We start from the raw sequence: 25,904 nt of genomic DNA, 5'->3' as shown, positions 1-25,904 counted from the left end.
CTAGCCTTGCTCTTGATTATCTGCGACCATTGCCTTTAGCTCCGCTTCACACACAAGCTTACCATCGACAAATGCCTTACCATCAAGCGACCACACCGCGCCTTTGTGCTTCAAAACGCTTAGGTGATATTCTAAGCGATCGCCCGGTGTAACAGGCACGCGGAATTTCACCTTATCAATTGTCATAAAATATACGATTTTATTCTCCGCAGCCTTGAGATCATCGCCAAACATACTCACAAATGCCAGCACACCGCCAGCTTGTGCCATACCCTCAATAATCATAACACCGGGATACACAGGCTTGCTAGGAAAATGCCCTAAAAATATTTCTTCATTGATCGTAACATTTTTGTGTGCCTTGATGTAGCCATTAGGCGCAACATCATCGGTATTACAGACAAGCTCTGTAATCCTATCTACGAGCAACAAGGGATAACGATGTGGTAGAATCTTTTTGATTTGATTGACATCCATCATAAGCAAACCTCATAAAAGTAAAACTAAACTTGAAATAAGATCTTGGCAAACCTTGCAAAATCAACAAAAATCGCGCCGATTATACACAATATTTTCAAAAATTTTCTTTAATTTTTGATACCGATACGCGCCTAAACACTTGCTAACAGATTCAAGCAAATACCCCACACACCCTAGAATCTAGCAAGTATTTTCTCGCTCATTTTTCTCTGTGTTCAACACGATTAGCCGCCGCTAAAGAAGTGGATTTTGACTAAGCTACCAAACGACTTGACACATAAATAGCCCTCAAGCCAAAGTCCCGAGCTGATAAAATAATGCCTATTATACTCTCAAGAGTAAATTAAGATTTTATGATAAAGGTATCGGTGTAAAGAGCTTCTCTTCTTGAAAAACTGCTTTAATATCTATGTTTGTATTTTGGATTTCTTCATCGACAATGATAATGGGATTGACACTTTCACTACCACAAAGTAGTGCGCGGATCATAAGCTCTGCATCGTATGCGATAGGATTATACACTAGCTCAAGGACACTGCGATACTGCTCACCACACATCATCACAAAATCTTTCAAACACAAAAACACGCTATCGTCTTTTTTAGAAAATCCCAATCGCACGCTTTGTGCTGGGATCTGCAGTGTATTGGCTAGATATTGATGGTGGTTTGGTGTAATTTGCTCTAGTAAAAATTCTAGCGATACATTTACCCAATTGATGATGGTGTTTTTAATATGTCTAGATTCTGAATGCACTAGGATATAACTATACGGCACACAATCATTATAAAATACTCTTCCTTGTAGAAGTCGCCACACGCGTTGCTTTCTTTGTATGAGTAGGTAATTTTTATCATTAGATTCTAGTGTGTTTCTTAAAGCAAAAGACTTTTGTCGATCTTCTATGCTTCCGGGCAATGCTCTGCCACCGATCTCGCTCATCATCTCTAAGCTCAATCGATCTTGCTTGACACGCTGCTTGGATAATGCAAATTGACAGCCGCAATAATTTTGGCGATAGAGATTATCTCGCTTGGCAAGCTCATTTTGCTTCTGCACACCACCATCTTTACGGACATTGATTTTGACAAAATCTAAGCCATAGCCTTGAGCAATTATATCGCCCTGCTGATAGAGAATCTCCTGCTCTTTCATAGGGCTTGATAGCAGCGTAGTGGTAAAGGCTCGCTCTCCAAGATCCTTAGCAATCTGCGCACTTTTCTCTAAACGCACATCAAAGCAGGTGCTACATCTAGCCCCTTTTTCTGGCTCATCTTCTTGCCCCTTTACTGATGAGAGCCATTTTTCTAGCTCATAATCACCTTCAATAAGCGGGATTTTTAACATATCGCAGCTTCTGCGCACATCACTTAAGCGAAGATCGTGTTCGGCTTTTGGGTGGATGTTTGGATTGTAAAAAAACCCGACAAAGCTCTCTTGCGGATAAGCCTTTTTCAACTCACTCAAAAAATAATGACTATCCACAGAGCAACAAATATGCACTAGCATTTCTATCTCCTATTCTTTATTGTTCTTTTCATTCTTGATAAATAGTATATATCCAACAATACTGCCGATAGCAAATATCGCCAAAAATACCAACAATATCCATTCTAGTGAATCCATTGTATCTCCTTATATGATTTATGTTTCATATGAAACATTCTGCCCTTGTCCCTGCCTTGACCTTGTCTTTTCTCGTAGCTGTCCGCACGCAGCAGAAATATCAATGCCTTTGGATTCTCGTATCGTAGTGAGCAATCCCTTGTTTGTAAGAAAATCGGCAAAGACTCTAACCTTGCTCTCTTCTGGTCGCTGGAATTTCGTCCCACTATGTGGATTAAACAAAATCAAATTCACCTTAGCCTTTATCCCATTAAGAAGTTTTAATAGCTTTTTCGCGCTTGCGATGTCATCATTCACATCTTTTATCACGAGATATTCAAACATCACACGCTTGCGTGTATCGATAGGAAAGGCACGCACCGCATCAATGACACTTTGGATATTGTAAGTTTTATTCATAGGAATAAGCTTTGAGCGCAGAGTATCATCTACGGCGTGGAGCGATATGGCAAGCTGGACGCCTAGATTCTGCTTGCCTAGATCGTGGATTCTAGGGCTAATGCCGCTCGTAGAGATTGTCTGTCGCTTTGGCGAGATAGAGAGACCATCAAGTGTAGAGAGAATTTTGATCGCGTGTATGAGATTATCAAAATTATTTAGTGGCTCGCCCATACCCATATAGACGATATTCACACGCTTTTCTGGGGCGAGATTATTATACTTTTTAAGATTTAGCACCTGCTCGACTATCTCCCCACTTGTCAAATCTCGCACAAATCCGCCCTTTGCTGTGGAGCAAAAAGCACAGCCCACCTTACAGCCGATTTGACTAGAGATACAAAATGTGTATTTCTCCCCCTCGATAATCTTGCTATTTTCATCGAGCTTTTTATCGCGCATTTTTATGCACACACTCTCAAAGGTATGGTTATCTCGAGTTTGGAAAAGATATTTTCTCGTGCCATCTTGGCTCACTTCTTGCGTAAGTAGCTCTAAATTTTGCGCACTATATTCTAGCTGCAATCTCTCTCTAAAATCTTTGGGAAGATTACTCATCTTAGCAAAGTCCTTTTCATAACGAACATAAAGCCAATGATATATTTGCTTTGCCTGATAAGGTTTCTTGCAAACTTCTTGCAGCTCCGTAAGTGAAAGGCTGTAAATATTTTGTTTTGATGTATCGAGCTTCAACACACTAGAATCCACTTTTATACTCCTGCTATATTCATAATTTTTGCACTTGTAAGAAGTTTTCTAACGCTTTTTTAGCCAAGGTGTGATTAGCCATAAAATCCTTTTGTGCATTTGCATCGCAATAGTTTGTGATACAAAATACCCCATAAGCGGGGATATTAAACTCCTGTGCCACACGCAAAATCGCGAAAAATTCCATATTTTCTAGCATAATGCCAGCTCCACACATCGCAGCACAAATCCTAGAATCTGTCGTAATATAGTTAGAAGAATTTACCACGACATCGCGCAAGTAGCGATATTTTGCCCTAAATGTTTCTTGTGAAACATTGTTTTCTATACAATTATCTAGCGGCGTATAACTATCCCCAGAGACAAAACTGGATTCTATCTGTGTGGCACGAGTGCTTATACATAAAGACAACAATGGTAGCTCATAAGAATACGACCCCGCAGAGCCGACAAATACTAAACTCTCTATATACTCTTGCAAGCAGATTCTCATAAGCCCCATACTTGCCTCCACCAATCCCACACCAATAGGCGTAGCATAAGCAATGATTTCATTCCTACCAGCACACACTATCATCGAGCTTTCCTACAATGTTGCCTACAAGCGCACCGATATACCACGATCATCAAGATAGTGTTTGACATCTATGATACTGATTTCATTATTATGAAAAATACTCGCTGCCAATGCCGCATCTGCCACATCAAGAGAAAAAATCTCTTCCAAATGCTCCACTTTACCTGCCCCACCAGAAGCGATTATAGGCAAGCTTGTAGATCTTCTCATCATCTGCAACGCACCTATATCATAGCCATTTTTCGTGCCATCCGTATCCATACTTGTTAGTAGAAATTCTCCAGCACCTTTTTCTTCACAAACCTTTACCCACTCATCAAGCAATATCCCCGTGCGCTCTCTCCCTCCCTTGACATACACTTCATATCCCAAATCACTCAAACGCACATCAATCGCCACAACTACACATTGTGAGCCAAATCTTTTCGCCGCTTGTTCAATCAAGCTTGGATCAGCAATTGCAGCAGAATTGATACTAATTTTATCCGCTCCAGAATCCAAAAGCATATACATATCATTCAAAGTTTTAACCCCACCCCCTATTGTCAAAGGTATATACACTTCTTTAGCAATTTCACGAATAAGCTCAACGATAATTTGACGATGCTCAAATGATGCTGTAATGTCTAAGATCACAAGCTCATCGGCTAAAGAGTCATTGTAGAATCTTGCTAGTGAAACAGGGTCGCCGATATTTTGTAAGCCGATGAAATTCACCCCTTTCACCACTTGCCCATCTTTTATATCCAGACAGGGAATAATTCTCTTTGCAAGATGATTTGCCATCTCACACTCCTTTGCAACAAGGCGATAATAAAATGGCAAGTATATAAAAGAGATATAAAAATTTTCATAAATCCACATAAGTTCTTACATAAGTTAATAAAAACTCGATACAATGGGCTGCATTGATTGTATGTTTATTGCGAGCGGGGTATGCGAGCGAAAAAGCGTTTTGGGCAAAATTTTTTAAAAGATCCTTTTATCCTTGATCAAATTGTCCAAGTGAGTGCCGAGCTACTACAAGATCAAAAACTTATAGAAATCGGTGTTGGCTTGGGTGATTTATCAGAGCGGCTTTTATCTATTGCAAGTCTTACGACTTATGAGATTGATGCCGATCTGTGTTCTTTTGTTTTGCAGAAATTTTCATCACGCAGTTTTGCTAACACTTTTTCTCTAGTGAATTGTGATGTGCTATCTATATCTCTTGGTATAGATTCTAATCTCAATCTACCGAAGAAAACAGATGCGAAACAAGCTTTACACACAATGAGTGATGATAGCAATAGTAGAGTAGAATCCAAAAAAGGATGGCTTGCTAATGAGCCTTATATCCTTGTCTCTAATCTCCCTTATAATATCGCCACTCGCATCGTGCTAAATCTCTTGCACGATCCATTGTGTGAGGGCTTTGTAGTGATGACACAAAAAGAGGTCGCCTTGAAATTCTGCGCAGATACCTTATCAAGTGATTTTTGTGCGCTAAGTGTGATTGCACAAAGCGCAGGAGAAATGGCACTGCTTTTTGATGTGAGTAAAGAGAGCTTTGATCCTATGCCTAAAGTAACTTCATCAGTATTTAGACATAAAAAATCTACAAACTTTACCCACATTGAAAGCGGCTTTGAATCTATGTTAAAAATGGCATTTAGCTCCCCGAGAAAAAAGCTATTTAATAATCTCTTGCCATTTTTTAAACAATATGAGCAGGAGAATCTACTAGATAAAATCTTCGCACAAGAATCCATTGAGCAAAGCGCAAGACCTCATCAAATCAGCACACAAAAGTATCACCACATCTACAACACACTAAAGGACCACCTATGAATGAGCCAAACAACAAACCAAATCCACACAACACACAAGATAGCACCCAGCCAAAAAGGCGGTTTTTCAACAATCGCTTTAAAAGGGATCAAAACAGAGAGCCGCACAATCGCGAGCCGCAATCTCACCAAAAAAACCAAGGCGAGCCGCAAAGACGCCAGTGGCCCAATCGCAACCGCCAAGAGAACCAAGGCGGAGCAAGAGAAGTGCAAGGAGCGAGCGAGCGGGGGAATCTGGCATTCCACAAGGATTTGAAAAAAGGTGTAGAGACAAACACTAGAATCCAAAAAAACAGCCTAAACCCTCACAACAAGCTCAATCTCAACACAAAAGCCAGCGTGCGTATCACGCCGCTTGGTGGGCTAGGAGAAATCGGCGGCAATATGATGGTAATGGAGACAGAAAAATCTGCCATCATTATCGATGTAGGTATGAGCTTCCCAGAAGAAAATATGCACGGCGTGGATATTTTGATCCCAGATTTTACTTATCTCCACACCATAAAGGACAAAATCGCAGGTATTATCATCACCCACGCACACGAAGATCACATCGGCGCAGTGCCATATCTTTTCAAAGAGTTGCAGTTCCCTCTCTATGGCACCCCTCTAGCACTTGGAATGATAGGGGCGAAATTTGACGAACACGGACTAAAGAAATTCCGCCCTATGCTAAAGGTCATTCAAAAGCGTGAGCCTGTGCAAATCGGGGAATTTGAAATAGAGTGGATACATATCACACACTCTATCATCGACTCTTCCGCGCTTGCAATTAAAACAGAAGCAGGCATTATCTTCCACACGGGCGATTTCAAAATCGATCACACTCCCATTGACAATCTCCCCACCGATTTGCACCGCCTAGCGCATTATGGAGAGCAGGGCGTTATGCTGCTGCTTAGTGATTCTACAAACTCGCACAAAAGCGGCTGCACGCAGAGTGAAGCAGTCGTTGGACCGACATTTGACTCACTTTTCAAAAGTGCGCAAGGACGCGTGATAATGAGCACTTTTAGCTCCAATATCCACCGCGTGTATCAAGCGATCACCTATGGGATCAAATATGGGCGCAAAGTCTGTGTGATCGGTCGCTCGATGGAAAAAAACATCGACATAGCACGAGAGCTTGGCTATATCGATTTACCAAACTCCATTTTCATCGAAGCACACGAAGTAGAAAAATACCCTGAAAATGAGATCTTAATCGTTACCACAGGCTCACAAGGAGAGACAATGAGCGCGCTCTATCGTATGGCGACAGATGAGCACAGACATGTCAAAATCAAATCTAGCGATCTCATCATACTCTCTGCCAAAGCAATCCCGGGCAATGAAGGCTCTGTATCAGCCGTGCTAAATTTCTTGATGAAAGCAGGGGCAAGTGTAGCCTACCAAGACTTTAGCGAAATCCATGTAAGCGGACACGCCGCCCAAGAGGAGCAAAAGCTTATGCTGCGACTCATCAAGCCCAAATTTTTTCTCCCGGTTCACGGAGAGTATAACCATGTCGCCAAGCACAAAGATACTGCCATTAAATGCGGTGTGCTAGAGAAAAATATCTTGCTTATGGAAGATGGCGATCAAATCGAAGTCAATCCAAGCTATATGCGCAAAGTCGGCAATGTCAAATCAGGCAAAGTTTTCATCGATAATCAAGCGTGCAAAGAAGTGGATTCTAGCACGATTAAAGATCGCCAAGATCTAGCAGACGCTGGGCTTGTGAGTATGGTCGCTTTCATCACACAAAGCGAGCAGAAAATCCGCTCCCTAGAAATAGAGATGATAGGCATAGCCAATGAAAAAGAGCAAAAAGAGCTGCAAAAAGAGCTGCAAGGCGCACTTGAAATGTCTATCCGCACAATAAAGCCAGAAGTGCTTAATAACAAAAAGCTGTTAGAAGGGGAGATACGAAATCTCACAAGAAAGCTGCTCTTTAAAAAGCTCAAAAAATACCCTGCGATTATGCTCCATATCTTTACCGCATAAGAGCCACGCGATGAGCCACGCACAAAAGCAAGCAGGATCAAAACTGGATTCTACAAAATACACACAAATCGCACGCGAAGTCCTACTCCTAGAAGCAAAAGAGCTGCAAAACACAGCCGAGCGATGTGCGCAAATTGCTTGGGACTCAATTATAGAATCCATCATCAAAGCCACGGATAAAGGCGGCAAGCTCATCGTCTGCGGCGTGGGGAAGAGTGGGCATATCGGCAGCAAAATCGCCGCTACACTTGCTAGCACAGGCACGCCAAGCTTCTTTCTCCACCCCACCGAAGCTCTGCACGGCGATCTTGGAATGATAGGAGCAAATGACATAATCCTAGCGATAAGTTATAGCGGAGAGAGTAGTGAGATTTTAGCGATTATGCCGCATTTCAAACGCCTTGCAAGCGGTATTATCACAATGAGTAAAGCCCCAGATTCTGCACTAAGCAGGCTTGGGGATTATTTCTTACCCATTGCCATAGAGCAAGAAGCCTGCCCCATACAAGCTGCCCCGATGAGCTCCACCACTCTTACCCTAGCTATGGGCGATGCGCTAGCAGCCTGTCTCATACAAGCAAGGAATTTTAGCAAATACGACTTCGGCGCGTTACATCCGGGCGGAAGCTTGGGGAAAGAACTCTTTGTCAAAATCGCCGATCTTATGCAGAGAGACAATCTCCCCATAATCTCCCCACAAACACCGCTAAAAGATGCCATCATCACAATGACACAAAAACGGCTTGGAAGCGCACTCATCGCCGAAGACAACACGCTTATAGCAGTGCTAAGTGATGGAGATTTGCGACGGGCTATGATGAGAGATGATTTTGACATCAACGCTAGAGCGATCACCTATGCCACGCCAAATCCAAAAACCTGCCAGAATCCCAATCTCCTAGCCAAAGAAGCCCTAAAAATCATAGAAGCAAACAAAATCCAGCTGCTTGTCATCACAGATGATAAAAAGTGGATTCTAGGGGTTTTGCATATCCACACTCTTCTTAGCGAGGGTATCACATCATAAGGAGCAAAAATGTTTGAAAAAATCAATGAAATAATCATTAAAATCGAAGAAATCCGCGATGAAATCCAAATCCTACTTGGTATGGGGAAGATTAGCTTTGTGGATTACATAATGATCAAACGCGGCTCTATGGATATGCCAGAAGAGCTAAAAATGGCGGTGCTAGAGCAGATCAACGAGCAAGTTGATGCACTAAAGGAGCAAATTGATAAGCTTAATAAAATCAAGCGCGAAATGCTAGTGTTTTAATCCTTTCTACACAGAAGCCAAAACTACACCTACTAGGCTTTATTTATCAATTAAACGGCGCATTAAGTCCTATACCAAACTCAAGCATAAGCGCAAAGTTATTTGCTTCAGGGTGGTGGAGTGTTTGCGTATCTAAATAAGGCATAGTAAGGGCATTCATATGATAATACACTCCCTTGATTCTGGCGTAGAAATCTGGTATCTCAAAGCGTGATCTTTGTGCAAGTGCTTCGCCTATGTCTTCTACACTATCATAGGCATTGCCACGATAGAGTATCCCTAGAGATAGCTCTGCTTTGTAGCTGCCATCAAATGCACCAGCTAATTTATCAGATCTCACATTATAGCCATAGCCAGCAAGTCGGCGGGTCGCATTCCAAGCGATATTGACTCTAGGCTCTAATGCAAGCTTATCTGTAAGCATTATCCTATGAAACGCCCCCACACCTAGGAAAAGCCCAAAATCCATAAATCTCCCGCGATTTTTCTCAAAGCCTACATCATATAAATCCGTAGAAAATGACATATACAAAAATGTAGGCTTCTCTAGTGAGCCAAGATTAGTCCCAGCATTAAGCGTAACAAGAGCAAACCAATTTCTATCGCTGATACTCTCATAATTACCACTTGCACTTGCTATGCCACTCATTGATGAGCCACCAACACCAGCAGATAACTCTCCACCTAGATAAAACCATTTCCAATACGAATCTTCTTGCAAAGTGAGAAACCCACCACCATTGTGCGTGCTGACACGCGGCGAGTGTAAATGTGTATAATAACCACCAAGTCCTATACGAGAATCTTGGCAGCGAACCCCATAATGACATTTGTAAGCCAAAGTAAAATTACAAAGTAAGAAAATAAGTAAAAGTATCCGCACCATTATCAAATCCTTTGCAAAGGCAAATGAGTTAATATAGCACAATGTATGTAAAAGATAAAAATACTTATCATAAAAGGAATGAAAAATGATTAAGAAGAAGAGTGGTGGCTCGAGGCGGAATCGAACCACCGACACGGAGATTTTCAGTCTCCTGCTCTACCGACTGAGCTATCGAGCCACTAGACGAAATCAAAGTAAATTTGGATTCTGCCTTGTTTTGATTAAAAATACGCTTAAATTATAAAAACCATAAGGACTTTTATCCTATAATCCGCACATTTGACTAAAGGATTTACATTGAAACTAATTTCTTGGAATGTTAATGGACTAAGAGCGTGTATGAATAAGGGCTTTATGGAGTTTTTTAAAGCAGTTAATGCAGATGTGTTTTGTATCCAAGAATCCAAAATGTACAAAGAGCAAGCAGAATTTGACTTCAGCGGATATTATGAATACTGGAATAGCGCGGAGAAAAAGGGCTACTCTGGCGTGGCAATCTTTAGTAAGCAAGAGCCTTTAAGCGTGGGCTATGATATGGGGATCGCCCACCACGACAAAGAGGGGCGCATTATCACAGCAGAATTTAGCGATTTTTATCTTGTGAATGTCTATACTCCAAACTCTAAAAGAGAGTTAGAACGCCTAGCATACAGAATGGAGTGGGAAGATGACTTTCGCGCATTTTTAAAAGCCTTAGAATCTAAAAAGCCCGTAATTGTCTGCGGAGATCTCAATGTCGCACATAAAGAGATTGATTTAAAAAACCCTAAAACAAACCGCAGAAACGCTGGCTTCACTGATGAAGAAAGAGAGAAAATGAGTGCGCTACTAGATTCTGGCTTCACAGATACTTATCGCCACTTTTACCCTGACAAAGAGGGGGCTTACACTTGGTGGAGCTATATGGGAAAGGCTAGGGCAAACAACACGGGGTGGCGTATTGATTACTTTCTCTGCTCTAAAATTTTGGATTCTAGGTTAAAGAGTGCTAGCATTTACCCTGAGATTTTAGGAAGTGATCATTGTCCTGTGGGGTTGGAGATTTTATAGCTATCTACGCATAAAGCTCCAAATAAGAGCCATAAACCAGCCAAGCACGCTCCAACCAAAAAACACATTGATAATAAGGATTAGAAATCTATCTCGGTGATGTCGAAGTATAGCGATAAGACTTGGCAGAAAATACACCGCTATACTAGCAACAAAAATAAGGATAAAAACTCCCAAAGACCAATAATCAACCCCACGCGTGAGAATCTCTACACCATCGATGATGATTAGCTGCTCTGTTTCAAACATTTTAACTTATCATACATCAAGGTTTTTTACATCTTTTGCGTGGAGCTGGATATACTCTCTCCTAGGTTCTACTTCATCACCCATAAAAAGCGTGAAAATCCTATCAGCCTCTTCTTCATTTGGCAAAGTTACGCGTAAAAGTGTCCTATTACTTGGGATCATAGTAGTTTCTTGTAATTGATCTGGGTCCATTTCACCTAGACCTTTGTAACGCTGCATATCGTAGCTTTTTTTAGTGGATTCTTCTATTTCTTCTAAGACTTTGATGATATTTTTTCCTTCTAAAAACACAAGATCTCTTTCTTGAATCTTTGCATAAATATCACACGCTTCTTTGAAAAAATTATTGACAAAAAGGCTTTGATCAATAGTCGTCTCCACAAGTCCTGTGGGCGTTTGGACATAAAGCGTGAGAAACTCTTGTGCAATTGTTTTATTTAAAATATTGCATTCAATTGTCGGTAGAAATTTCTCAATCTCTGCAAACATCTGCGTAAAATCCACATCTCTTACCGCAGGCTTTTCTATTAAAAACCGCACAATATCAATCATCGCATAGCGTTTCTCTAGCTCTTTTAGTATCAAGCGATATTGCGAGATCTTTTTCAAGATTTCGATCAACTCTTTTTCACCGATACCTTCAAATGTGAAATTCTCAATACCATTTTCAATAAGAAATTCACTCAAGGCTTTATCATCTTTTAGGTATAGCTCTTTATTTTTATTCTTTTTTAATTGCAAGCAGTAAAGTGGTGGCTGCGCGATATAAATATGTCCATTTTGAATAAGTGGCTTTAAATAACGATAGAAAAATGTCATAAGTAGTGTTTGAATATGACTTCCATCAACATCAGCATCAGTCATAATGATGATTTTATGATAACGCAGCCGCTCAAGATTAAAATCTTCTCCAATGCCACAGCCAAAAGCAGTAATCATATTTTTAATCTCTCCGCTTTTCAAAATCTTATCAAGGCGTGATTTTTCGACATTAAGAATCTTACCTCGCAAAGGCAAAATAGCTTGATAGAGTCTATCTCTAGCTTGCTTGGCAGAGCCACCCGCAGAATCCCCCTCTACAAGATAGATTTCGGATTCTGTTGGGTCTTTACTTTGGCAGTCAGCAAGCTTCCCGGGCAATGTCCCTACGGAAAAATTCTCCTTTTTTCGTGTGAGTTCGCGCGCTTTTTTCGCTGCTTCTCGCCCTCTTGCTGCAAGCAATGCCTTTTGCATAATAGCTTTTGCATCATTTGGATTTTCTTCAAAATATTTGCTTAATCGCTCCGTTGTAAGCTTTTGTATGATTGGTTTAATGAAAGAGCTTCCTAGCTTGCCTTTTGTTTGTCCTTCAAACTGCGGATCGATAATGCGCGTAGAAATAATCGCCACAAGCCCTTCACGCACATCATCACCTGTTACTTTTATGTCCTTTTCACGAGCATTTGCGTTTGCTTCTATGTAGTTCATAATTACACGGCTAAGTCCTGCTCTAAAGCCAGCTTCGTGTGTCCCACCATCTGGAGTGCGGATATTATTTACAAAGCTTAGGACATTTTCATCAAAGCCTTCATTATAGACAAGTGCTATTTCCATTTCCGTCTCTTGATCCGCACCTTTAAAGTAAATTGTTGAAGCAATAGCAGGGCGTTTATTGACATCTTGAATAAATTGCATAAGTCCATTTTCAAAGTGATAAGACTCTCTAAAACCACTGCGTTCATCGATGAAATCAATAGTTAGATTCTGGTTTAGATATGCCATTTCTTTAAATCTGCGGGTTAAAACATCTTTGTCAAATTCAACCACTTCCATAATGCTATCATCAGGGAAAAATTCAATAATCGTGCCATTTTTCTTGGTTTCACCGATGATTTCTAATTCAGAAGTAGGGATTCCAGCAGCAAATTCTTGGTGATAGATATTGCCGTTTTTGTGGATAGTCATAATGAGCTTTTTTGATAAAGCATTAACAACAGAAACCCCAACTCCGTGCAAACCACCAGATGCTTTATATACTTCACTATCAAATTTCCCACCAGCGTGTAGCACAGTAAGCACGACCGTGGCAGTAGGGATATTTTCAGTAGGGTGAATATCTACGGGTATCCCTCTACCATTGTCTTCAATGATAGCACTGCCTTCGTGTGTAAGCCTAATGCTAATTTTATTACAAAATCCAGCCATAGCTTCATCGACAGAGTTATCCACCACTTCATATACCATATGGTGCAGACCATTGATATTTGTGCTACCGATATACATACCCGGGCGTTTTCTAACTGCCTCAAGTCCTTTTAGGACTTTGATATTTTGTCCAGTGTATGATGGTGTTTTATGATCTTCTTGCATTTTATTCCTTTACTAGCATAACACAGGCATTATAATTGTGGAGTATTTATCATCTTTTAGCATAAATGGCATATTACTATCGTTGATCAAAATTTCAAATTCATTACTTCCTACAAATCCTAAGAAATCAAGCACATAACGAGAATTCATACCAAGTGTAATTGGCTCTGCAATGTTAAGAGCAATATCAATAGGAGTTGTAGCAGATTCTGAGCTTTCGGAATTTATCGTTTCAAAGATTAAGCCACTAGAATCTAATGTGCCTTTAATATTTGTAGAGAGAGAATTTACCTTTTTTATGGCTTTTATGACATCATCTTTTGGGAGTTTAGATTGGATTTTAAACTCTTTGGGGATGATTTTTTCATAGTCTGGATATTTTCCACTTATGAGCTTCGTGGAGAAAGTATAGTTTTGTGATTTGATGAAAAGCATCGTAGGATCAGATTCTAATCTTTTATTGATATAAATCTCAAATTCATCATAAAAGAGCTTGGAAATCTCCATAATAGCGCGTCTAGGTATTATGATAGAAAATTGTGATCCAATGGATTGAGTGTTTTGGCGGATGATTGCAAGTCTTCTTGTGTCTGTGCCGACAAAATTGCAATGATAATCTTTAACATCAAGTAGGATTCCGGTTAATTCTACCCGCAGAGTATCAGCTCTTGTAGCATCTGTTGCTATGGCGACTTTCTTGATAGATTCTATAAAATCTACAGGATTTAGATTGATTTGTGTGTCTGATTCATTGATTTCTGGGAATTTTGTAGCATTATTGAACTCTGTGGCATTGAATGTTGGTAATTCAAACTTGTCTTCTTTATTGTATTTGTTTTTTTGCTTGATAAGTATTTGCCCTTCTTTTGTTTCTAGGGTGATTTCTCCATCATCTAGTGGCTTGATAATGGATAGAATCTTTTTCCCCTCGATTGTAGCTATACCATCTTCGATTTTTTGGATAATGTCTATCTTTGATTGGATAGAGATCTCATAATCTGTGGCTTTTAGGAGAAGCTTATTGTCTAAAGTCTCAAGATATATGTGTGAAGTGATTTGTGAAGAGTCTTTTTTGTCAAGGAAAGATTGGAAATTGTTTAGCACGATTTCAAAGTTGTTTTTGTTCAAAGTGATTTTCATTGCATCTCCTTTAGGTGTTTAGTAGTAATAGTAGGGGTCGTGAAAAAGTGAAAAACCATTCTTTATTCATTGTATGCGGTATTTTGGAGCATTTTAGAATGTCAGGGATTATTCACTTGTTTTGCCGTATTTTAGCAAAATCTAGTTAAATTAGAGACTTTTTTCGCTTTGGATCTTGGCTTTTAGGTTTTGTGTAAGTAGCTTTAGATCTTTGTCTTGCTCGATTTTTTTGGTGATTTGGGTGAAAGCTTTTGAGATCGCGCTGTGGTCTTTCATATTGAGTTTTTGAGCAAGCATACTCATAGAATCTATATTAGAGAGTGTTCTTGTTAGATAGATGACTAGATGTCTTGCTTGGACGATTTGGGTTTTACGGGATTTGGAGATGATTTCACTTGGTTTGATATTGCATTCTTTGGCGATGGTTTCTATGATTTTTTCTAAGCTGATTTCTTCATTTGATTCTTTTTGGATTTCTTTGATGACATTTTTTGCCATAGGGATACTGAAAGGCTGATTGGTCATTGAATGATGAAAACTTAGCTTTAATATGATGCTTTCAATCTGGCGGACATTTTCATTGATATTTTCTGCAAGGAAGTTGATAATGTCTTTTTCCATATTGATTTTATTATCGCGACATTTTTGCTCGATTATGCGGATTTTGGTCTCGATCTCAGGAGGTTGGATTTCCATCATCATACCCCCTTCAAATCTCGATCGCAAGCGGTCTTCTAAGCCTTGGATTTGTTTGGGAAGCTTATCACTAGTCATTACAATTTGTTTGTTGTTTTTATGGAGAGCTTCAAAAGTGTTGAAAAATTCTTCTTGTAAGCCACCTTTACCTCCGAGAAACTGCACATCATCGATAAGGAGATAATCACATTCTCTGTATTTATCTCTAAAGGTATCCATTGTGCGTTGTTTTAGGTGTTTTTGCCATTCGTTTAAGAACTCCTCTGTAGTCATATAAATGACATTCTTTTCGCGTTCAATAGCGGCATTTCCTATGGCGCAAAGTAAATGAGTCTTTCCAAGCCCCGTGTGTCCGTATAATAGCACTGGATTATAGGATTTAGCTTGATGCTCGGCGACAGATTTTGCGATGATTAGGGCGGATTTATTGCTATTGCCCTCGACAAAGTTGTCAAAGGTTTGTTGTGAATTAAGAAGAGTTTGGGATTGGGATTTTTGTATCTTTTGTCTATAGTTTTTCACATTTTGCTTATCTTTAGCTACAATAATTTTTATATCTGTTTTGGTTTTTGTGTGAATCTCAAAGATATGTTTGATTTTATCAGTGTATTTACTTTTAATCCATTTTTCTATATATGGATTTGGGACCATAAACACTGCTAAATTGCTTTTAGATGCGTTCTCATCGTATTTCATCAATGATATGTAGGTGCTAAACTCGTATTGAGAAATTTCATTTTTCAATGTTACGAGCACTTCATCCCAAATCATTTTTACTCCTTAAACTATCGTGATAAAGTTTTTCACAAGTGTGAAATATTATGTGAAAAATATGTGAAAAACTCTTATACGATCTTTACACATTTTCTTACAATATGCCAAAATGCCGATACACAGCGCAATAAACTAGATAAACTTCTATGACAAATGGAAGCGGATTCTAACAAATCCAATATGTGAAAAAGATAAAATGGAAAAAGATGAAGATTTTAGGTATTGATCCGGGTAGTAGAAATTGCGGCTATGCCATAGTAGAATCCACTTCTACCTTAAAGCTCGCAGAAGCTGGGTTTATAAAGATTACAAGTAGAGATTTGCAGAGTCAAATCCTAGAATTTGTTGAAGGGATAGATTTGATTTTGCAAGCGCATATAATAGATTCTGTGGCTATGGAGGGAATCTTTTATGCTCATAATCCTCAAAGTGTTTTAAAGCTAGCACAAATGCGCGGCGCGATTAGTTTAAAAATTTTGCAAGAGTTGGGGAATTTTGCAGAATACACGCCCCTACAAGTGAAAAAGACCATCACAGGTAAAGCTAAAGCCGATAAAACACAAGTTGCTTTTATGGTAAAGCAGATTCTAGGTATCAAGCAAGAGATCAAACCTCTTGACATCACAGATGCTATAGCAGTGGCTATAACACACGCGCGCACACTAAAATCTCAAGCAAAATACCCATAAACTACAAAAATGTGTGCAAGGTATTTGCCTTTTTCATCCACTCGATGAGGTCGTCCCACTTGTCTTCTTGGACAAGTTTTTCAGCATAGAGCATTTCTTTTCCAAAGTGGTCGATTGCTTCTAGAAGATTTTGTTTATTATGTGCAAAGACATCGCGCCACATTATCGGCGAGCTTTTAGCAAGACGACTCATACCCTTAAATCCCCCTCCAATAAGTGCTAGGATATTTTGTGGCTCTTCTTGCGCTAGGACAGCGTTGGCTAATGCAAAGGAGATGATATGAGGCAAATGAGAGATGAAAGCGACATGCCTATCGTGGTCAATGGCAGACATAGAAATAAGTCTCATACCAATGGCGATGAAAATCTGCTTTGCCAAAGCGACTTGGTATTCCCCACTTTGCTCAATATCTGTTAGGATTACGATTTTATTGTGGAAAAGTCCTTGTTCAGCGGCGTTTGGTCCGTAGTTTTCTGTCCCACTCATAGGATGAGCAGCGACAAAATTCTTTCTAATATTTTGGGGGATAGAATCTAAAATCTTTTTCTTTGCCCCGCCTAGATCGATAATCGTAGTCGTGGGAGAAGAAGGCTTGAGTTTTTGCAATGTAGCGATAATCCCATCAAGCGGTGTAGCGATAAAGATCACATCGCATTCTTGTATTTGCTCAAATTCTACACACTCATCGACAAGCCCGAGTGATAAAGCTTGCCTAGAATGCAAGGCATTTGTATCAAATCCCAAAATCCGCTTGAAAATCTTGCTCTCTCGCAACGCAAGACCCATACTACCGCCAATAAGTCCTAGCCCTATAATCCCAGCTTGCATACTAACCCTTAAAGATAAAATAGCCGCGATTATAGCAAAATCTACCAAGCTCTTATGTAATACTTAGGTATTAAAACGCCACGCCAGCGTTTAAACCAAGGTAGTTGTATCCTATATTTGGTCGCTCTAAATTTCCATTTGAATAATGCTTAATGATACATTCATAAAATATAGTAGTTTTATGAGTAAGCCGGTGATAAAATCCTGCAAAAACTCTCTCCCCAAAGGTAAAGGCACTGCCGATTCTCCCATCATCTCCTTCATTTGATCGTATATAAATCCCTATGCCAATGCCTGCGTATAGGGATTTATAAATCGGTAGGATAATGTCTTGTGCTGCTCCAAAGATGATTTGCCGCTTTAATGGTGGCTTAATGGGCAAAAATGCTTCTAGCTCAAGGTTGATTCTGCCATTGATACGAAAGAATGTATTAGGCTGGGCATAGTAGAATCCAAGCGCATAGACATCAGCGAAGCTCTTTTCACTAAAGTCTGCATAAATGCCCAAAGCAAGACTATTATCATAAGTGGTGAAAACAGGCTTAGTAGAATCTAATCCAAAAAGCTGATAAACAAAGAGTGCGCTAAAAGCTAAAGCTTGTAGAATCCGTTTGGGGGGGGGCAAATATATTTATATAAAAGCTCATTTACAACCTAAGTGAAGTAGAATCTAAATCCAGTGAAGTGGTGTGCTCGGAGGGATTCAAACCCCCGACCTACAGGACCGCAACCTGTTGCTCTATTCAGCTGAGCTACGAGCACATATCAAATGAAGTAAGGAGCGGATTCTAGCAAAAGTGTTTTTAAAACTAATTTAAATTGTGATAGAATACGCACGCCTTAGGGCTAAAACAAACGAAAGTAGGTGATGCATAATGCCTGGCATAAAAGTCAAAGAAGGCGAGTCTTTTGACGAAGCGTATAGAAAGTTTAAAAAGCAAACAGACCGGAATTTAGTCGTTACAGAATGTCGCGCTAGAAGGTTTTTTGAAAGCAAAACAGAACAACGCAAGAAACAAAAGATAAACGCTAAGAAAAAAATGCTTAAACGACTTTATATGTTGAGACGCTATGAGTCAAGACTATAATCCCGCTAGCCCTTTTGGGTCGGGATTAGCTTTTATCTACTATAACCGCTTTAGATTCTACTATTTGATTTTATTTGTAGCCGTATGAGTTTTGTAAAAGTATAGATTCTAGCAGCAGCGATTTACTCCGCCATTATACCGAGCTTCAAGAGCTTCTTTGAAAAATTCCTTTTGCGATTTGATCTCTCTATCTGGGTGCTTTGTGCGCATATGCTCGACATATTTATCATAGCTTGGCATTCCCACAAGCAAGTGGAAAAACCTATCGCTTCTCTTATACAAAATCCGCACCTTGCTCCACACGCGAGTAAAGGTATTTTCCTTTTTCACCAGCACAGGCGGGTAGAATCTAGCTTCGCTTAAGCCCGCTTGAGCGGGCGAAGATTTTGCAGCTGTCTTTTGCATTGAAAGATCCTTGTGCCTATACAAGCCTAATGTGCTTGTATAGAAAAGTTTTTGCTTTCTTGATAGGGCTCTTCTTTAAGTGGGAATTTTTCTCCCTTGCCAATTGCTGTAAGATAGCAGATTCTAATTGTCGCGCCAATCACCACAAGCGTTACAAAAATGAAAAACGCGCAAAGAATCGCATCTAAAGTGTGATTATGGATAAGAATATCAGCTTTGCTAACGACCTTTTGCCACTCTTCAAGAGTTTTGCCCTCAAGCATTGTGCTTGCATCAGCCCCCATTTCTTGAAGCTTAGCGATGAAGCCTAAGGCTTTTTCTCTTAAAGCAGTTTGATTTTGCGCGGTGGCGATGTGGCTTACTGCATCATGCACGCGCTCGCCATTTGCTGGGAGGAGTTTTTGTGTCGCGGCATAAAGTGTTGTTGTAAGCACCCATACTGCTGGGATAATAGTAACCCAGCTATGTTTAGCTTTCCCCATTTTGAAAAGCACGACCGTGCCAAGTAGCAGTGCGATCCCTGCTAGCATTTGATTGCTCGCACCAAAGAGTGGCCATAGTGTAAATATCCCACCTTGTGGATCAATAGCACCTTGATAGAGCAAATAGCCCCAGCCAGCCACACAAATAGCAGAAGCCACCACACCCCATAGGGCTGATTGTGTATTTGCTATAGGCTTATAGACATTGCCTAGCACATCTTGGATAAGGAAGCGTCCAGATCGAGTCCCTGCATCAACAGCTGTTAGGATAAAGAGTGCTTCAAACAAAATCGCAAAGTGATACCAAAATGCGATAGATTCTTTACCGCCAGCGACTTCGTGTAAGATTTGTGTAAGTCCTACGGCAAATGTCGGCGCACCACCTGTTTTAGCCACGAGTGTAGGCTCACCTACAGCCTTTGTAGTCTCTTCTATCATTGTAACAAAATGCCCATTTGTAAGCATTTCAGGCTGCAAGACAAAGCCACCATTTTGCAAGATAGTCTTCACGCTTTGCTCGATTGTCCCCATATCCGCGCTAAGGGCAGTTGCTGCTGCTGGATCAAGCAGAGCAAGTGGGGAGTTTATCGTAAAGTAAAGTCCCGGCTCCAAGATACAAGCGGCAATAAGAGCCATAACGCCTACAAGAGATTCCATAAGCATAGAGCCATAGCCGATAGGGCGTGTGTGGGTCTCTTTCTCCACCATTTTTGGCGTAGTGCCGCTAGAGATAAGCGCGTGGAATCCACTAATAGCCCCACACGCGATGGTGATAAACAAAAACGGAAAAATCGATCCGGCAAATACCGGTCCTGTGCCATCGATAAAGGCAGTAACCTTAGGCATTTGCAATGGAGGATTTACAATCAATATCCCCACAGCCATCGCTACAATTACACCGATTTTCAAAAATGTGCTTAAGTAGTCTCTAGGAGCAAGTAGTAGCCATACAGGCAAGATTGAAGCGATAAAGCCATAGGCGATGATGATAAGTGATAGAGTAGTTTTCTCTAGCAAAAACACATCGTGCCAAGGGTGGGCTGGATCTGTTAGGGCTTGCCCATAGTAAAGTGCAGCAAGAAGCAAGATGAAGCCAATCACGCTAGCCTCACCTACACGACCGGGGCGCAAATAGCGCATATAGATCCCCATAAAGATAGCGATAGGGATTGTCATAGCAATTGTGAAAAGCCCCCAAGGAGAATCAGCCAGCGCATTGACAACGACCATTGCCAAAATCGCCACGATAATAAGCATAATGAAAAATATCCCGATCATCGCGATAGAGCCGGTTGTCTTGCCCATTTCATCTTTGATGATTTCACCTAGTGAGCGACCATTTCTGCGCATAGAGATAAAAAGCACTGTGAAGTCATGCACCGCACCTGCTAGCACCACCCCGACAAGCAGCCAAATCATACTAGGCAGATAGCCCATTTGCGCCGCTAGGATAGGACCTACAAGCGGACCAGCCCCAGCAATAGCGGCAAAATGATGTCCAAAAAGCACGACTTTATTTGTAGGGACGAAGTCCTTGCCATCATTATTGATGACCGCAGGGGTGGCGCGATTGTCATCGAGCTCAAAGACCTTTTCTGCGATATATTTACTATAAAAGCGATAGCCAATCATATAAATACACACAGATGCGATCACAAGCCAAGTCGCGCTCACTTCTTCACCGGTGTTAAGTGCTAGCATACCGAAGTAAAATGCACCTACCACGGCGACAAGTAGCCAAACTAGATTTTTAATTATCTGGTTCATCGTTGCTCCTTTGAGTAGATTTCTAGGCATTATAATAGGCAGTGCGCTGTAAAGTTGGCATTTTTCACTAAAAATTACACGCAAAAGTAACAAAACACCTAAAAAGTAACAAAATCACCACCATAAGCATAGCAATTTGTAACACTAATAGAATCTCAATGTGTGGATATTCTGTAGCTTGGCATTTGCTGTGAGACTTAGTGTGTTGATACTTATGCTAGGCAGTTACTAGATTCTACTCTAGTCCCATTTTCCATTGCAATTTTTCCGTCCCAATCCCCTAAAACACATACCTTACTCCTAGGTTTGCTGTAAGGTTAATGTCTTTATAGCTTAGTCCTATCTTTGACCCTAGAGCAAAGTTGATGAAAGTTTGCTTGCCTAGTAGCACCTCTCCACCTGCTGTGCCTAGTAAATGTGTGTTTAGTCCATCATTGCTACGATAGCTTAGAGAGTTATTCCCTACAAATCGCACATTCTCTCTATTGCCATTAGAGATATAGAGATCTTTTTGCGCTCCAATGTTGATAAACCAATAGCTTGATTGAGAGAAATACTGCCTTGTCTCTAGGGCTAGATTTAGGGCTAGGAGATGTCTTTGTGTATCTGGGCTTTGTATAGCGATATTGCTAGAATCTGGTGTGATATTTGACTCTGGATTAGCAGTGATAAATTTATTGCCACCATTAAGCTCTCCTACACTGATATAGTAGTAGCTAAGCCCACCCATAGGCTTAAAGACAAGCGATTTGTTATTCGTGCCAAAGATATAGCCATAGTTGGCATTGATATTGATAGCGTGAGTATTGTAGGCATAGCCTTGCTCTAATGATCGTAAAAATGGATTCTCTCTTGTTTTAATATCTTCAGTATTGATCCCTAGGGTGTAGTTTGCAGTGAAGTCTATCTCGTGATTAGCGATAAATGCCCTAGAGTAGAATCCTGCATTGACATTGTGGCTGTGATTTGTAAGTAAATCAGCATTATAAGTCCCATAGCCATAAGAAGTAGAAGCCCCAAGGATTAGCCCACTCTCTCCTAGGGGGATAAATCTATCATAGCCAGCATTTAGCCCATAAAGTGTGCCGTGCCCATTTTTGACAAAGGTGGTGCTACCAATCCCTGTCGCCCAGATATTATTCATAAAGTCGTGGCGATTGCTAAACTTATACAAAAAGGCAGGATTCTTCCTAGGAGTAGCATCGCTTGCTATGGTGCTAGACTCTGCATAGTGGGGGAGCTTTGCTAGGGCTTTGGCTTTTAGAGCTGCAAAGGCATTGTTTGTAGAATTAGGACTAAAGTTTGAGAGCTTGACTAGGCGATTTGATCTAGCAATATCTGCTGCAAGTCTTGTAGAAGATGAAGTAGAAGTCTTCCTATCAATAGAAGCAAGTTGGTCTAGGGTGTTATTAAGCTGGTTGGCAGTTTGCAAGAAAAAGTCTAAATCATAGTTTAAGACATTTGCCCCTGTCCAAGTGATACCTTTATCATAGATAGAGAGAAAGTTTAGCCAATCATACACATCAGATTCTACCTGTGTGGCATTGGATTGGGTTAGGGTAATGCTGCCATTGTTGTCTTCAATCTTATTGTCTTTTTTACACTGCTCTGTGTCGTTAGAATTACAAAAGATTTTATTAAGCTTGCCACTAGAATCTGTGTATTCATACACATAGATTTCCTTGCCATCACCACTAAGCTGTGTTTGCACTCCTTGGGTTATAGTAGCGGTATTAGAGATAGAGCCTATTTGCTCTATGCATTCTTGCCCACATTTTTCATAGAGGTAGTAGCGTATATCGCCTATTTGATAAGGGTTGTTTGCATTATCGGAGCTAATCTTTAGCCCTATGTAGTTATAAGTGAGCACTTTTTCATACTTTAGCCCTATGGCTTTAAGATCAAAGCGATCTTTTGTATAGTCTGGGTTATTAGGATCTTGTGTAGGCATATTGCCTGCATAGATTCCTATAAGGTTTTTGATACTCTCGCATTTTTCTTTCTCACTGCCATCACAATGGATTAGAGAAGCCTGCCCACTAGAATCCACAAAGTTATACTTAATCTCCCCTGCATCAATGAGCCTTTTTACTTCGCCTGCTTTAAAGTGGATATTCTCTAGATTTGCTCCAGCATTAGTGATAGCTAGGATTGGCTTGCCATAGCCATTGTGCAAATTAGAATCCTTGATCGATACGCCTAGCTCTAGCACGCCTGCTTCATTTTTACCATTGATAAATTGATTATCTAGCACAAGCTGGGTGTTGGTAGCGTCCATTATGATCTGCCCACCGGGAGTTAGGGTGAGATTGTGAAAGTGCGCGACAGAATTACTGCCTAGCGTGATAGTATCGACCTTGGTCTGTGTGATAGCACCGCCGTGGAAAGCAGCCCCAGATTTTAGCGTTAAGCTCTTGCTTGTTAGCTTTGCTATGCCCCCACTATGGAAAGCAGAATTAACCCCTAGCGTGATATTCTCGCTCGTTAGGCTAGAGCCTGTCCCACCATAGACATAGAGCCACGCTCGAGAGCTTGCTTGATCATCGTGTAGGGTGAGATTTTTGATCGTATAGGTGCCATTGTCTTTTAGAAATAGCCTAGATTCTGGGCTTATATCGTGTCCTGTTGCTCCTTGTGCGGATTGGAGGATTTCTAGCGTATCGATAGACATATTGCTATTGGCGATGATATGCCCCTTGCGCGATTTGATTGTGCCAAAGCTTGCTTTGCCCTTGATGTCTTCTACATAGATTTTCGCGCCATTTAGCGCAGAATCTAGCCACGCATCATCTCCACTCTCTCTACCTAGCACAATCGTGCCTGCAAAGTTTAGATTCTCCCCCTTAAATCGCGCTTCCGCTCCGCCAAATCCAGCTGTCCCAGCATAGAGATTCATATAAGAGCCACTGCCCTTTATATCTATGTCTTTATTTGATTCAAACTTCAGCGTATGTCCGCCAGCTTGTAAATGAAACTTCGCATTTTCCATAGAAATAGAATCTGCCTTGAAGTTTGCGTGAGAGTTTGTGGAGTTCATCACAAATGTTAAAGTAAAGTCTTTTGCTTCTATGGAGTTGCTAGCATTGATGTTTATTGTCGCTCCACCGCCTGTGGCTGAAGGCTGCACTTCATTGCCCGCTATTAGATTGCCTGTGAGAAAGGCTTCTTTGACATTGAAGTTTGCTTCTATATGTCCTTGCCAGCCCCCTTGACCAAAGCGGATAGTGCCTGTCCCGCTTTCTTTTTTATCATTGCCAAGCACAAGCGTGCCATTGCTATAAGTAGCGGTGAAAACTTGTGTATCCCATACCGCGCCTTGAGAATATGTGCGTGTATCTTTTACATAAAATATTTTTGCTTCATCGTCATTTGGTTTTGGAGTGTATTGACTAGACCCACAAAAATTTAGCCAGCCTTGAATGGTGTAGAGACAATAAACATCTTTAGAAATATCCTTGTTTGCTTGCGCAAATACAGGTAGCCATAGAGCCAGCACAAGTGGGGCGAGTATCAGCGCACGCATATCGCCCCCCCCCCCCCCCCACAGAAATACCACTACCACGCGACTTATGAGCGAGAATAGTTATCATACATCGCACTAGCTTCACATCACTCCCCTTGCTTACTCTCTTTTATAAAATCGCGCGTGATTATAGCTGGTTTGAGCAATATCGCCAAACTAGCTTAAATCTCAAGCCCTAGCATTTGCTGGCAGAATGTAGCAAAATGACCCAATGCAGCGCACCACTAGAATCCACGCGCCAGAATCCCACGCGCTTTGCGCTACAATATCCACTACCCAATTTATCTCAAAGGACTTACAATGCGATCTTTAGGACTTCACAAAGTGCTAGCACTTCTAGCCATAGCTTCTCTCTCAATGCTTTCTGCCAAGAGCATTGACACAGCCAATGCCAAGGCGGGATTCACCGCCTATAAGTCGCCCAAAAAGCTTGCCGTTGGCGGGACATTTAATAATATCGTCTTTAAATTCAAAAAGGGCGATAGCATAGCTGCCCAGCTAGAGGGTGCTAGTGCCACTATGGAGGCAAATGCCGTAAATCTCGGCGATGCAGCCAAAGATGCAAGCCTAAAGGCAAACTTCTTCTCCCAATTTAAGCAGGACAAAAAGGGCAAGCAGCTTATCCGCGTGGTCTTTAGAGAGGTCGTAGCGGGCGAGAATCTAGGCACAATGCTAGCAAGCGTATCGATGAATGGCAAAAGCCAAAAAGTCCCTATGCAATACACTATCCAAAATGGCACGCTCACAGCAAAGGGCGTGATTGATGTGCTGGATTTTGGGCTTAGTGAGGCGTTTGCCAAGCTTGCTAAAGCGTGCGAGACACTGCATGAAGGCAGAAGCTGGACGCAAGTAGAGATCTACTTCAGCGCACCGGTGAAGTAGGGCGAGCTAGATCTGCTTCTACACATTTCTTAAAAGTGGATTCTAGCAATCAAGCTAGATCCACTAGGATCCACTTTTGAAACTTCGGCATTTCTGTCATTGCGAGCCGCTGTGGTAGTAGCGGCGTGGCAATCCATAAACTCCATAAACAAGGTAAAGCAAGCCAAAGCCGCAG

General features: G+C 40.9%; 24 protein-coding genes and 2 tRNA genes. 8 read left to right on the top strand and 18 right to left on the bottom strand.

Annotated features, from left to right (window positions below; all coding sequences use genetic code 11):
* From fabZ to hisF, 5 genes are all read right to left on the bottom strand, one after another.
* A complete protein-coding gene (gene fabZ, locus NYG90_RS00485) occupies window positions 1-480 on the bottom strand; it encodes a 3-hydroxyacyl-ACP dehydratase FabZ (protein WP_285256230.1) in 480 nt (159 codons plus the stop codon).
* Between the two features lie 351 nt (window positions 481-831).
* Entirely contained in the window at window positions 832-1,989 is a 1,158-nt protein-coding gene (locus NYG90_RS00480) for an epoxyqueuosine reductase QueH (protein WP_285256229.1), read from the bottom strand.
* Window positions 1,990-2,124: 135 nt separating this feature from the next.
* A complete protein-coding gene (rlmN, locus tag NYG90_RS00475) occupies window positions 2,125-3,252 on the bottom strand; it encodes a dual-specificity RNA methyltransferase RlmN (RefSeq protein WP_285256228.1) in 1,128 nt (375 codons plus the stop codon).
* A gap of 19 nt (window positions 3,253-3,271) precedes the next feature.
* On the bottom strand, window positions 3,272-3,829 hold the full coding sequence (locus tag NYG90_RS00470; protein ID WP_285256227.1) for a phosphorylase family protein: 558 nt from the start codon (window positions 3,827-3,829) through the stop codon (window positions 3,272-3,274).
* Window positions 3,830-3,850: 21 nt separating this feature from the next.
* Entirely contained in the window at window positions 3,851-4,615 is a 765-nt protein-coding gene (hisF, locus tag NYG90_RS00465; RefSeq protein WP_115010987.1) for an imidazole glycerol phosphate synthase subunit HisF, read from the bottom strand.
* A 150-nt stretch (window positions 4,616-4,765) separates the two neighbouring features.
* On the opposite strand from hisF, the gene rsmA reads away from it, so the two are divergent.
* The 4 genes from rsmA to NYG90_RS00445 are packed head-to-tail and all read left to right on the top strand — an operon-like array spanning window position 4,766 to window position 8,920.
* A complete protein-coding gene (rsmA, locus tag NYG90_RS00460; protein WP_285256226.1) occupies window positions 4,766-5,659 on the top strand; it encodes a 16S rRNA (adenine(1518)-N(6)/adenine(1519)-N(6))-dimethyltransferase RsmA in 894 nt (297 codons plus the stop codon).
* Window positions 5,656-7,644 (top strand): ribonuclease J, encoded by a 1,989-nt coding sequence (locus NYG90_RS00455; RefSeq protein ID WP_285256225.1) that lies wholly within the window; start codon window positions 5,656-5,658, stop codon window positions 7,642-7,644. The genes rsmA and NYG90_RS00455 overlap by 4 nt, the downstream gene beginning before the upstream one ends.
* 10 nt (window positions 7,645-7,654) lie before the next feature.
* Entirely contained in the window at window positions 7,655-8,671 is a 1,017-nt protein-coding gene (locus tag NYG90_RS00450; RefSeq protein ID WP_285256224.1) for a KpsF/GutQ family sugar-phosphate isomerase, read from the top strand.
* A 9-nt stretch (window positions 8,672-8,680) separates the two neighbouring features.
* Complete coding sequence (locus NYG90_RS00445) at window positions 8,681-8,920, top strand: DUF2443 family protein (RefSeq protein WP_285264532.1); 240 nt, start codon at window positions 8,681-8,683, stop codon at window positions 8,918-8,920.
* 46 nt (window positions 8,921-8,966) lie between these two features.
* Here the strand turns inward: NYG90_RS00445 and NYG90_RS00440 are convergent, their stop codons facing one another.
* Both NYG90_RS00440 and NYG90_RS00435 read right to left on the bottom strand, forming a co-directional pair.
* A complete protein-coding gene (locus NYG90_RS00440) occupies window positions 8,967-9,806 on the bottom strand; it encodes a hypothetical protein (protein WP_285256223.1) in 840 nt (279 codons plus the stop codon).
* A 102-nt stretch (window positions 9,807-9,908) separates the two neighbouring features.
* Window positions 9,909-9,984: transfer RNA gene (locus tag NYG90_RS00435), tRNA-Phe, on the bottom strand.
* 119 nt (window positions 9,985-10,103) lie between these two features.
* Between NYG90_RS00435 and NYG90_RS00430 the strand changes: the two genes are divergently transcribed.
* The gene (locus NYG90_RS00430; protein WP_285256222.1) at window positions 10,104-10,856 is read left to right on the top strand and encodes an exodeoxyribonuclease III; all 753 of its coding nucleotides are present in this window, start codon (window positions 10,104-10,106) and stop codon (window positions 10,854-10,856) included.
* On the opposite strand, the gene NYG90_RS00425 is transcribed toward NYG90_RS00430, so the two are convergent.
* From NYG90_RS00425 to dnaA, 4 genes are all read right to left on the bottom strand, one after another.
* Window positions 10,857-11,105, bottom strand: a complete 249-nt coding sequence (locus tag NYG90_RS00425; RefSeq protein WP_115010981.1) for a superinfection immunity protein — start codon at window positions 11,103-11,105, stop codon at window positions 10,857-10,859. It lies immediately after the preceding gene.
* Window positions 11,106-11,114: 9 nt separating this feature from the next.
* A complete protein-coding gene (gene gyrB, locus NYG90_RS00420) occupies window positions 11,115-13,454 on the bottom strand; it encodes a DNA topoisomerase (ATP-hydrolyzing) subunit B (RefSeq protein WP_285264531.1) in 2,340 nt (779 codons plus the stop codon).
* A 12-nt stretch (window positions 13,455-13,466) separates the two neighbouring features.
* Window positions 13,467-14,594 (bottom strand): DNA polymerase III subunit beta, encoded by a 1,128-nt coding sequence (dnaN, locus tag NYG90_RS00415; protein WP_285256220.1) that lies wholly within the window; start codon window positions 14,592-14,594, stop codon window positions 13,467-13,469.
* A 150-nt stretch (window positions 14,595-14,744) separates the two neighbouring features.
* Window positions 14,745-16,061, bottom strand: a complete 1,317-nt coding sequence (dnaA, locus tag NYG90_RS00410; protein WP_115010978.1) for a chromosomal replication initiator protein DnaA — start codon at window positions 16,059-16,061, stop codon at window positions 14,745-14,747.
* A 209-nt stretch (window positions 16,062-16,270) separates the two neighbouring features.
* Between dnaA and ruvC the strand changes: the two genes are divergently transcribed.
* A complete protein-coding gene (gene ruvC, locus NYG90_RS00405) occupies window positions 16,271-16,753 on the top strand; it encodes a crossover junction endodeoxyribonuclease RuvC (protein WP_285256219.1) in 483 nt (160 codons plus the stop codon).
* A 1-nt stretch (window position 16,754) separates the two neighbouring features.
* Here the strand turns inward: ruvC and NYG90_RS00400 are convergent, their stop codons facing one another.
* The 3 genes from NYG90_RS00400 to NYG90_RS00390 form a co-directional block, all read right to left on the bottom strand.
* Window positions 16,755-17,582 (bottom strand): prephenate dehydrogenase, encoded by an 828-nt coding sequence (locus tag NYG90_RS00400; protein ID WP_285256218.1) that lies wholly within the window; start codon window positions 17,580-17,582, stop codon window positions 16,755-16,757.
* Between the two features lie 70 nt (window positions 17,583-17,652).
* Complete coding sequence (locus NYG90_RS00395; RefSeq protein WP_285264530.1) at window positions 17,653-18,207, bottom strand: acyloxyacyl hydrolase; 555 nt, start codon at window positions 18,205-18,207, stop codon at window positions 17,653-17,655.
* 60 nt (window positions 18,208-18,267) lie between these two features.
* Window positions 18,268-18,344 (bottom strand) — tRNA-Arg (locus NYG90_RS00390).
* 113 nt (window positions 18,345-18,457) lie between these two features.
* On the opposite strand from NYG90_RS00390, the gene rpsU reads away from it, so the two are divergent.
* Window positions 18,458-18,670, top strand: coding sequence for a 30S ribosomal protein S21 (gene rpsU, locus NYG90_RS00385; protein WP_285256216.1), 213 nt, complete (start codon window positions 18,458-18,460; stop codon window positions 18,668-18,670).
* 108 nt (window positions 18,671-18,778) lie between these two features.
* Here rpsU and kcuS read toward each other — a convergent pair whose 3' ends face one another.
* The 3 genes from kcuS to NYG90_RS00370 all read right to left on the bottom strand — a co-directional run bounded on the left by kcuS (window position 18,779) and on the right by NYG90_RS00370 (window position 24,886).
* On the bottom strand, window positions 18,779-19,000 hold the full coding sequence (gene kcuS / locus NYG90_RS00380) for a KCU-star family selenoprotein (RefSeq protein WP_407925328.1): 222 nt from the start codon (window positions 18,998-19,000) through the stop codon (window positions 18,779-18,781).
* Between the two features lie 101 nt (window positions 19,001-19,101).
* On the bottom strand, window positions 19,102-21,324 hold the full coding sequence (locus tag NYG90_RS00375; protein ID WP_285256215.1) for a carbon starvation CstA family protein: 2,223 nt from the start codon (window positions 21,322-21,324) through the stop codon (window positions 19,102-19,104).
* Between the two features lie 280 nt (window positions 21,325-21,604).
* The gene (locus tag NYG90_RS00370; protein ID WP_285264529.1) at window positions 21,605-24,886 is read right to left on the bottom strand and encodes an autotransporter outer membrane beta-barrel domain-containing protein; all 3,282 of its coding nucleotides are present in this window, start codon (window positions 24,884-24,886) and stop codon (window positions 21,605-21,607) included.
* 261 nt (window positions 24,887-25,147) lie between these two features.
* Between NYG90_RS00370 and NYG90_RS00365 the strand changes: the two genes are divergently transcribed.
* Window positions 25,148-25,729, top strand: a complete 582-nt coding sequence (locus tag NYG90_RS00365) for a YceI family protein (RefSeq protein ID WP_285264528.1) — start codon at window positions 25,148-25,150, stop codon at window positions 25,727-25,729.
* A 29-nt stretch (window positions 25,730-25,758) separates the two neighbouring features.
* Here the strand turns inward: NYG90_RS00365 and NYG90_RS00360 are convergent, their stop codons facing one another.
* On the bottom strand, window positions 25,759-25,896 hold the full coding sequence (locus NYG90_RS00360) for a hypothetical protein (RefSeq protein ID WP_285256212.1): 138 nt from the start codon (window positions 25,894-25,896) through the stop codon (window positions 25,759-25,761).
* Window positions 25,897-25,904 lie beyond the last annotated feature (8 nt).

Origin of the sequence: Helicobacter zhangjianzhongii (assembly GCF_030249855.1) — a bacterium.
GTDB lineage: Bacteria > Campylobacterota > Campylobacteria > Campylobacterales > Helicobacteraceae > Helicobacter_B > Helicobacter_B zhangjianzhongii.
Note: the sequence above shows the minus strand (reverse complement) of the source record. Positions and strands in the feature narration are given on the sequence as shown.

Bases quoted from the DNA above. Each gene is read 5' to 3' on its own strand.
- ruvC (WP_285256219.1), top strand. From the start codon at position 16,271: ATGAAGATTTTAGGTATTGATCCGGGTAGTAGAAATTGCGGCTATGCC.
- rpsU (WP_285256216.1), top strand. From the start codon at position 18,458: ATGCCTGGCATAAAAGTCAAAGAAGGCGAGTCTTTTGACGAAGCGTAT.
- rsmA (WP_285256226.1), top strand. From the start codon at position 4,766: ATGCGAGCGAAAAAGCGTTTTGGGCAAAATTTTTTAAAAGATCCTTTT.
- NYG90_RS00455 (WP_285256225.1), top strand. From the start codon at position 5,656: ATGAATGAGCCAAACAACAAACCAAATCCACACAACACACAAGATAGC.
- gyrB (WP_285264531.1), bottom strand. From the start codon at position 13,454: ATGCAAGAAGATCATAAAACACCATCATACACTGGACAAAATATCAAA.
- NYG90_RS00480 (WP_285256229.1), bottom strand. From the start codon at position 1,989: ATGCTAGTGCATATTTGTTGCTCTGTGGATAGTCATTATTTTTTGAGT.
- hisF (WP_115010987.1), bottom strand. From the start codon at position 4,615: ATGGCAAATCATCTTGCAAAGAGAATTATTCCCTGTCTGGATATAAAA.
- NYG90_RS00375 (WP_285256215.1), bottom strand. From the start codon at position 21,324: ATGAACCAGATAATTAAAAATCTAGTTTGGCTACTTGTCGCCGTGGTA.
- NYG90_RS00445 (WP_285264532.1), top strand. From the start codon at position 8,681: ATGTTTGAAAAAATCAATGAAATAATCATTAAAATCGAAGAAATCCGC.
- NYG90_RS00470 (WP_285256227.1), bottom strand. From the start codon at position 3,829: ATGATAGTGTGTGCTGGTAGGAATGAAATCATTGCTTATGCTACGCCT.
- NYG90_RS00400 (WP_285256218.1), bottom strand. From the start codon at position 17,582: ATGCAAGCTGGGATTATAGGGCTAGGACTTATTGGCGGTAGTATGGGT.
- dnaA (WP_115010978.1), bottom strand. From the start codon at position 16,061: ATGATTTGGGATGAAGTGCTCGTAACATTGAAAAATGAAATTTCTCAA.
- NYG90_RS00425 (WP_115010981.1), bottom strand. From the start codon at position 11,105: ATGTTTGAAACAGAGCAGCTAATCATCATCGATGGTGTAGAGATTCTC.
- NYG90_RS00440 (WP_285256223.1), bottom strand. From the start codon at position 9,806: ATGGTGCGGATACTTTTACTTATTTTCTTACTTTGTAATTTTACTTTG.
- dnaN (WP_285256220.1), bottom strand. From the start codon at position 14,594: ATGAAAATCACTTTGAACAAAAACAACTTTGAAATCGTGCTAAACAAT.
- NYG90_RS00365 (WP_285264528.1), top strand. From the start codon at position 25,148: ATGCGATCTTTAGGACTTCACAAAGTGCTAGCACTTCTAGCCATAGCT.
- NYG90_RS00450 (WP_285256224.1), top strand. From the start codon at position 7,655: ATGAGCCACGCACAAAAGCAAGCAGGATCAAAACTGGATTCTACAAAA.
- fabZ (WP_285256230.1), bottom strand. From the start codon at position 480: ATGATGGATGTCAATCAAATCAAAAAGATTCTACCACATCGTTATCCC.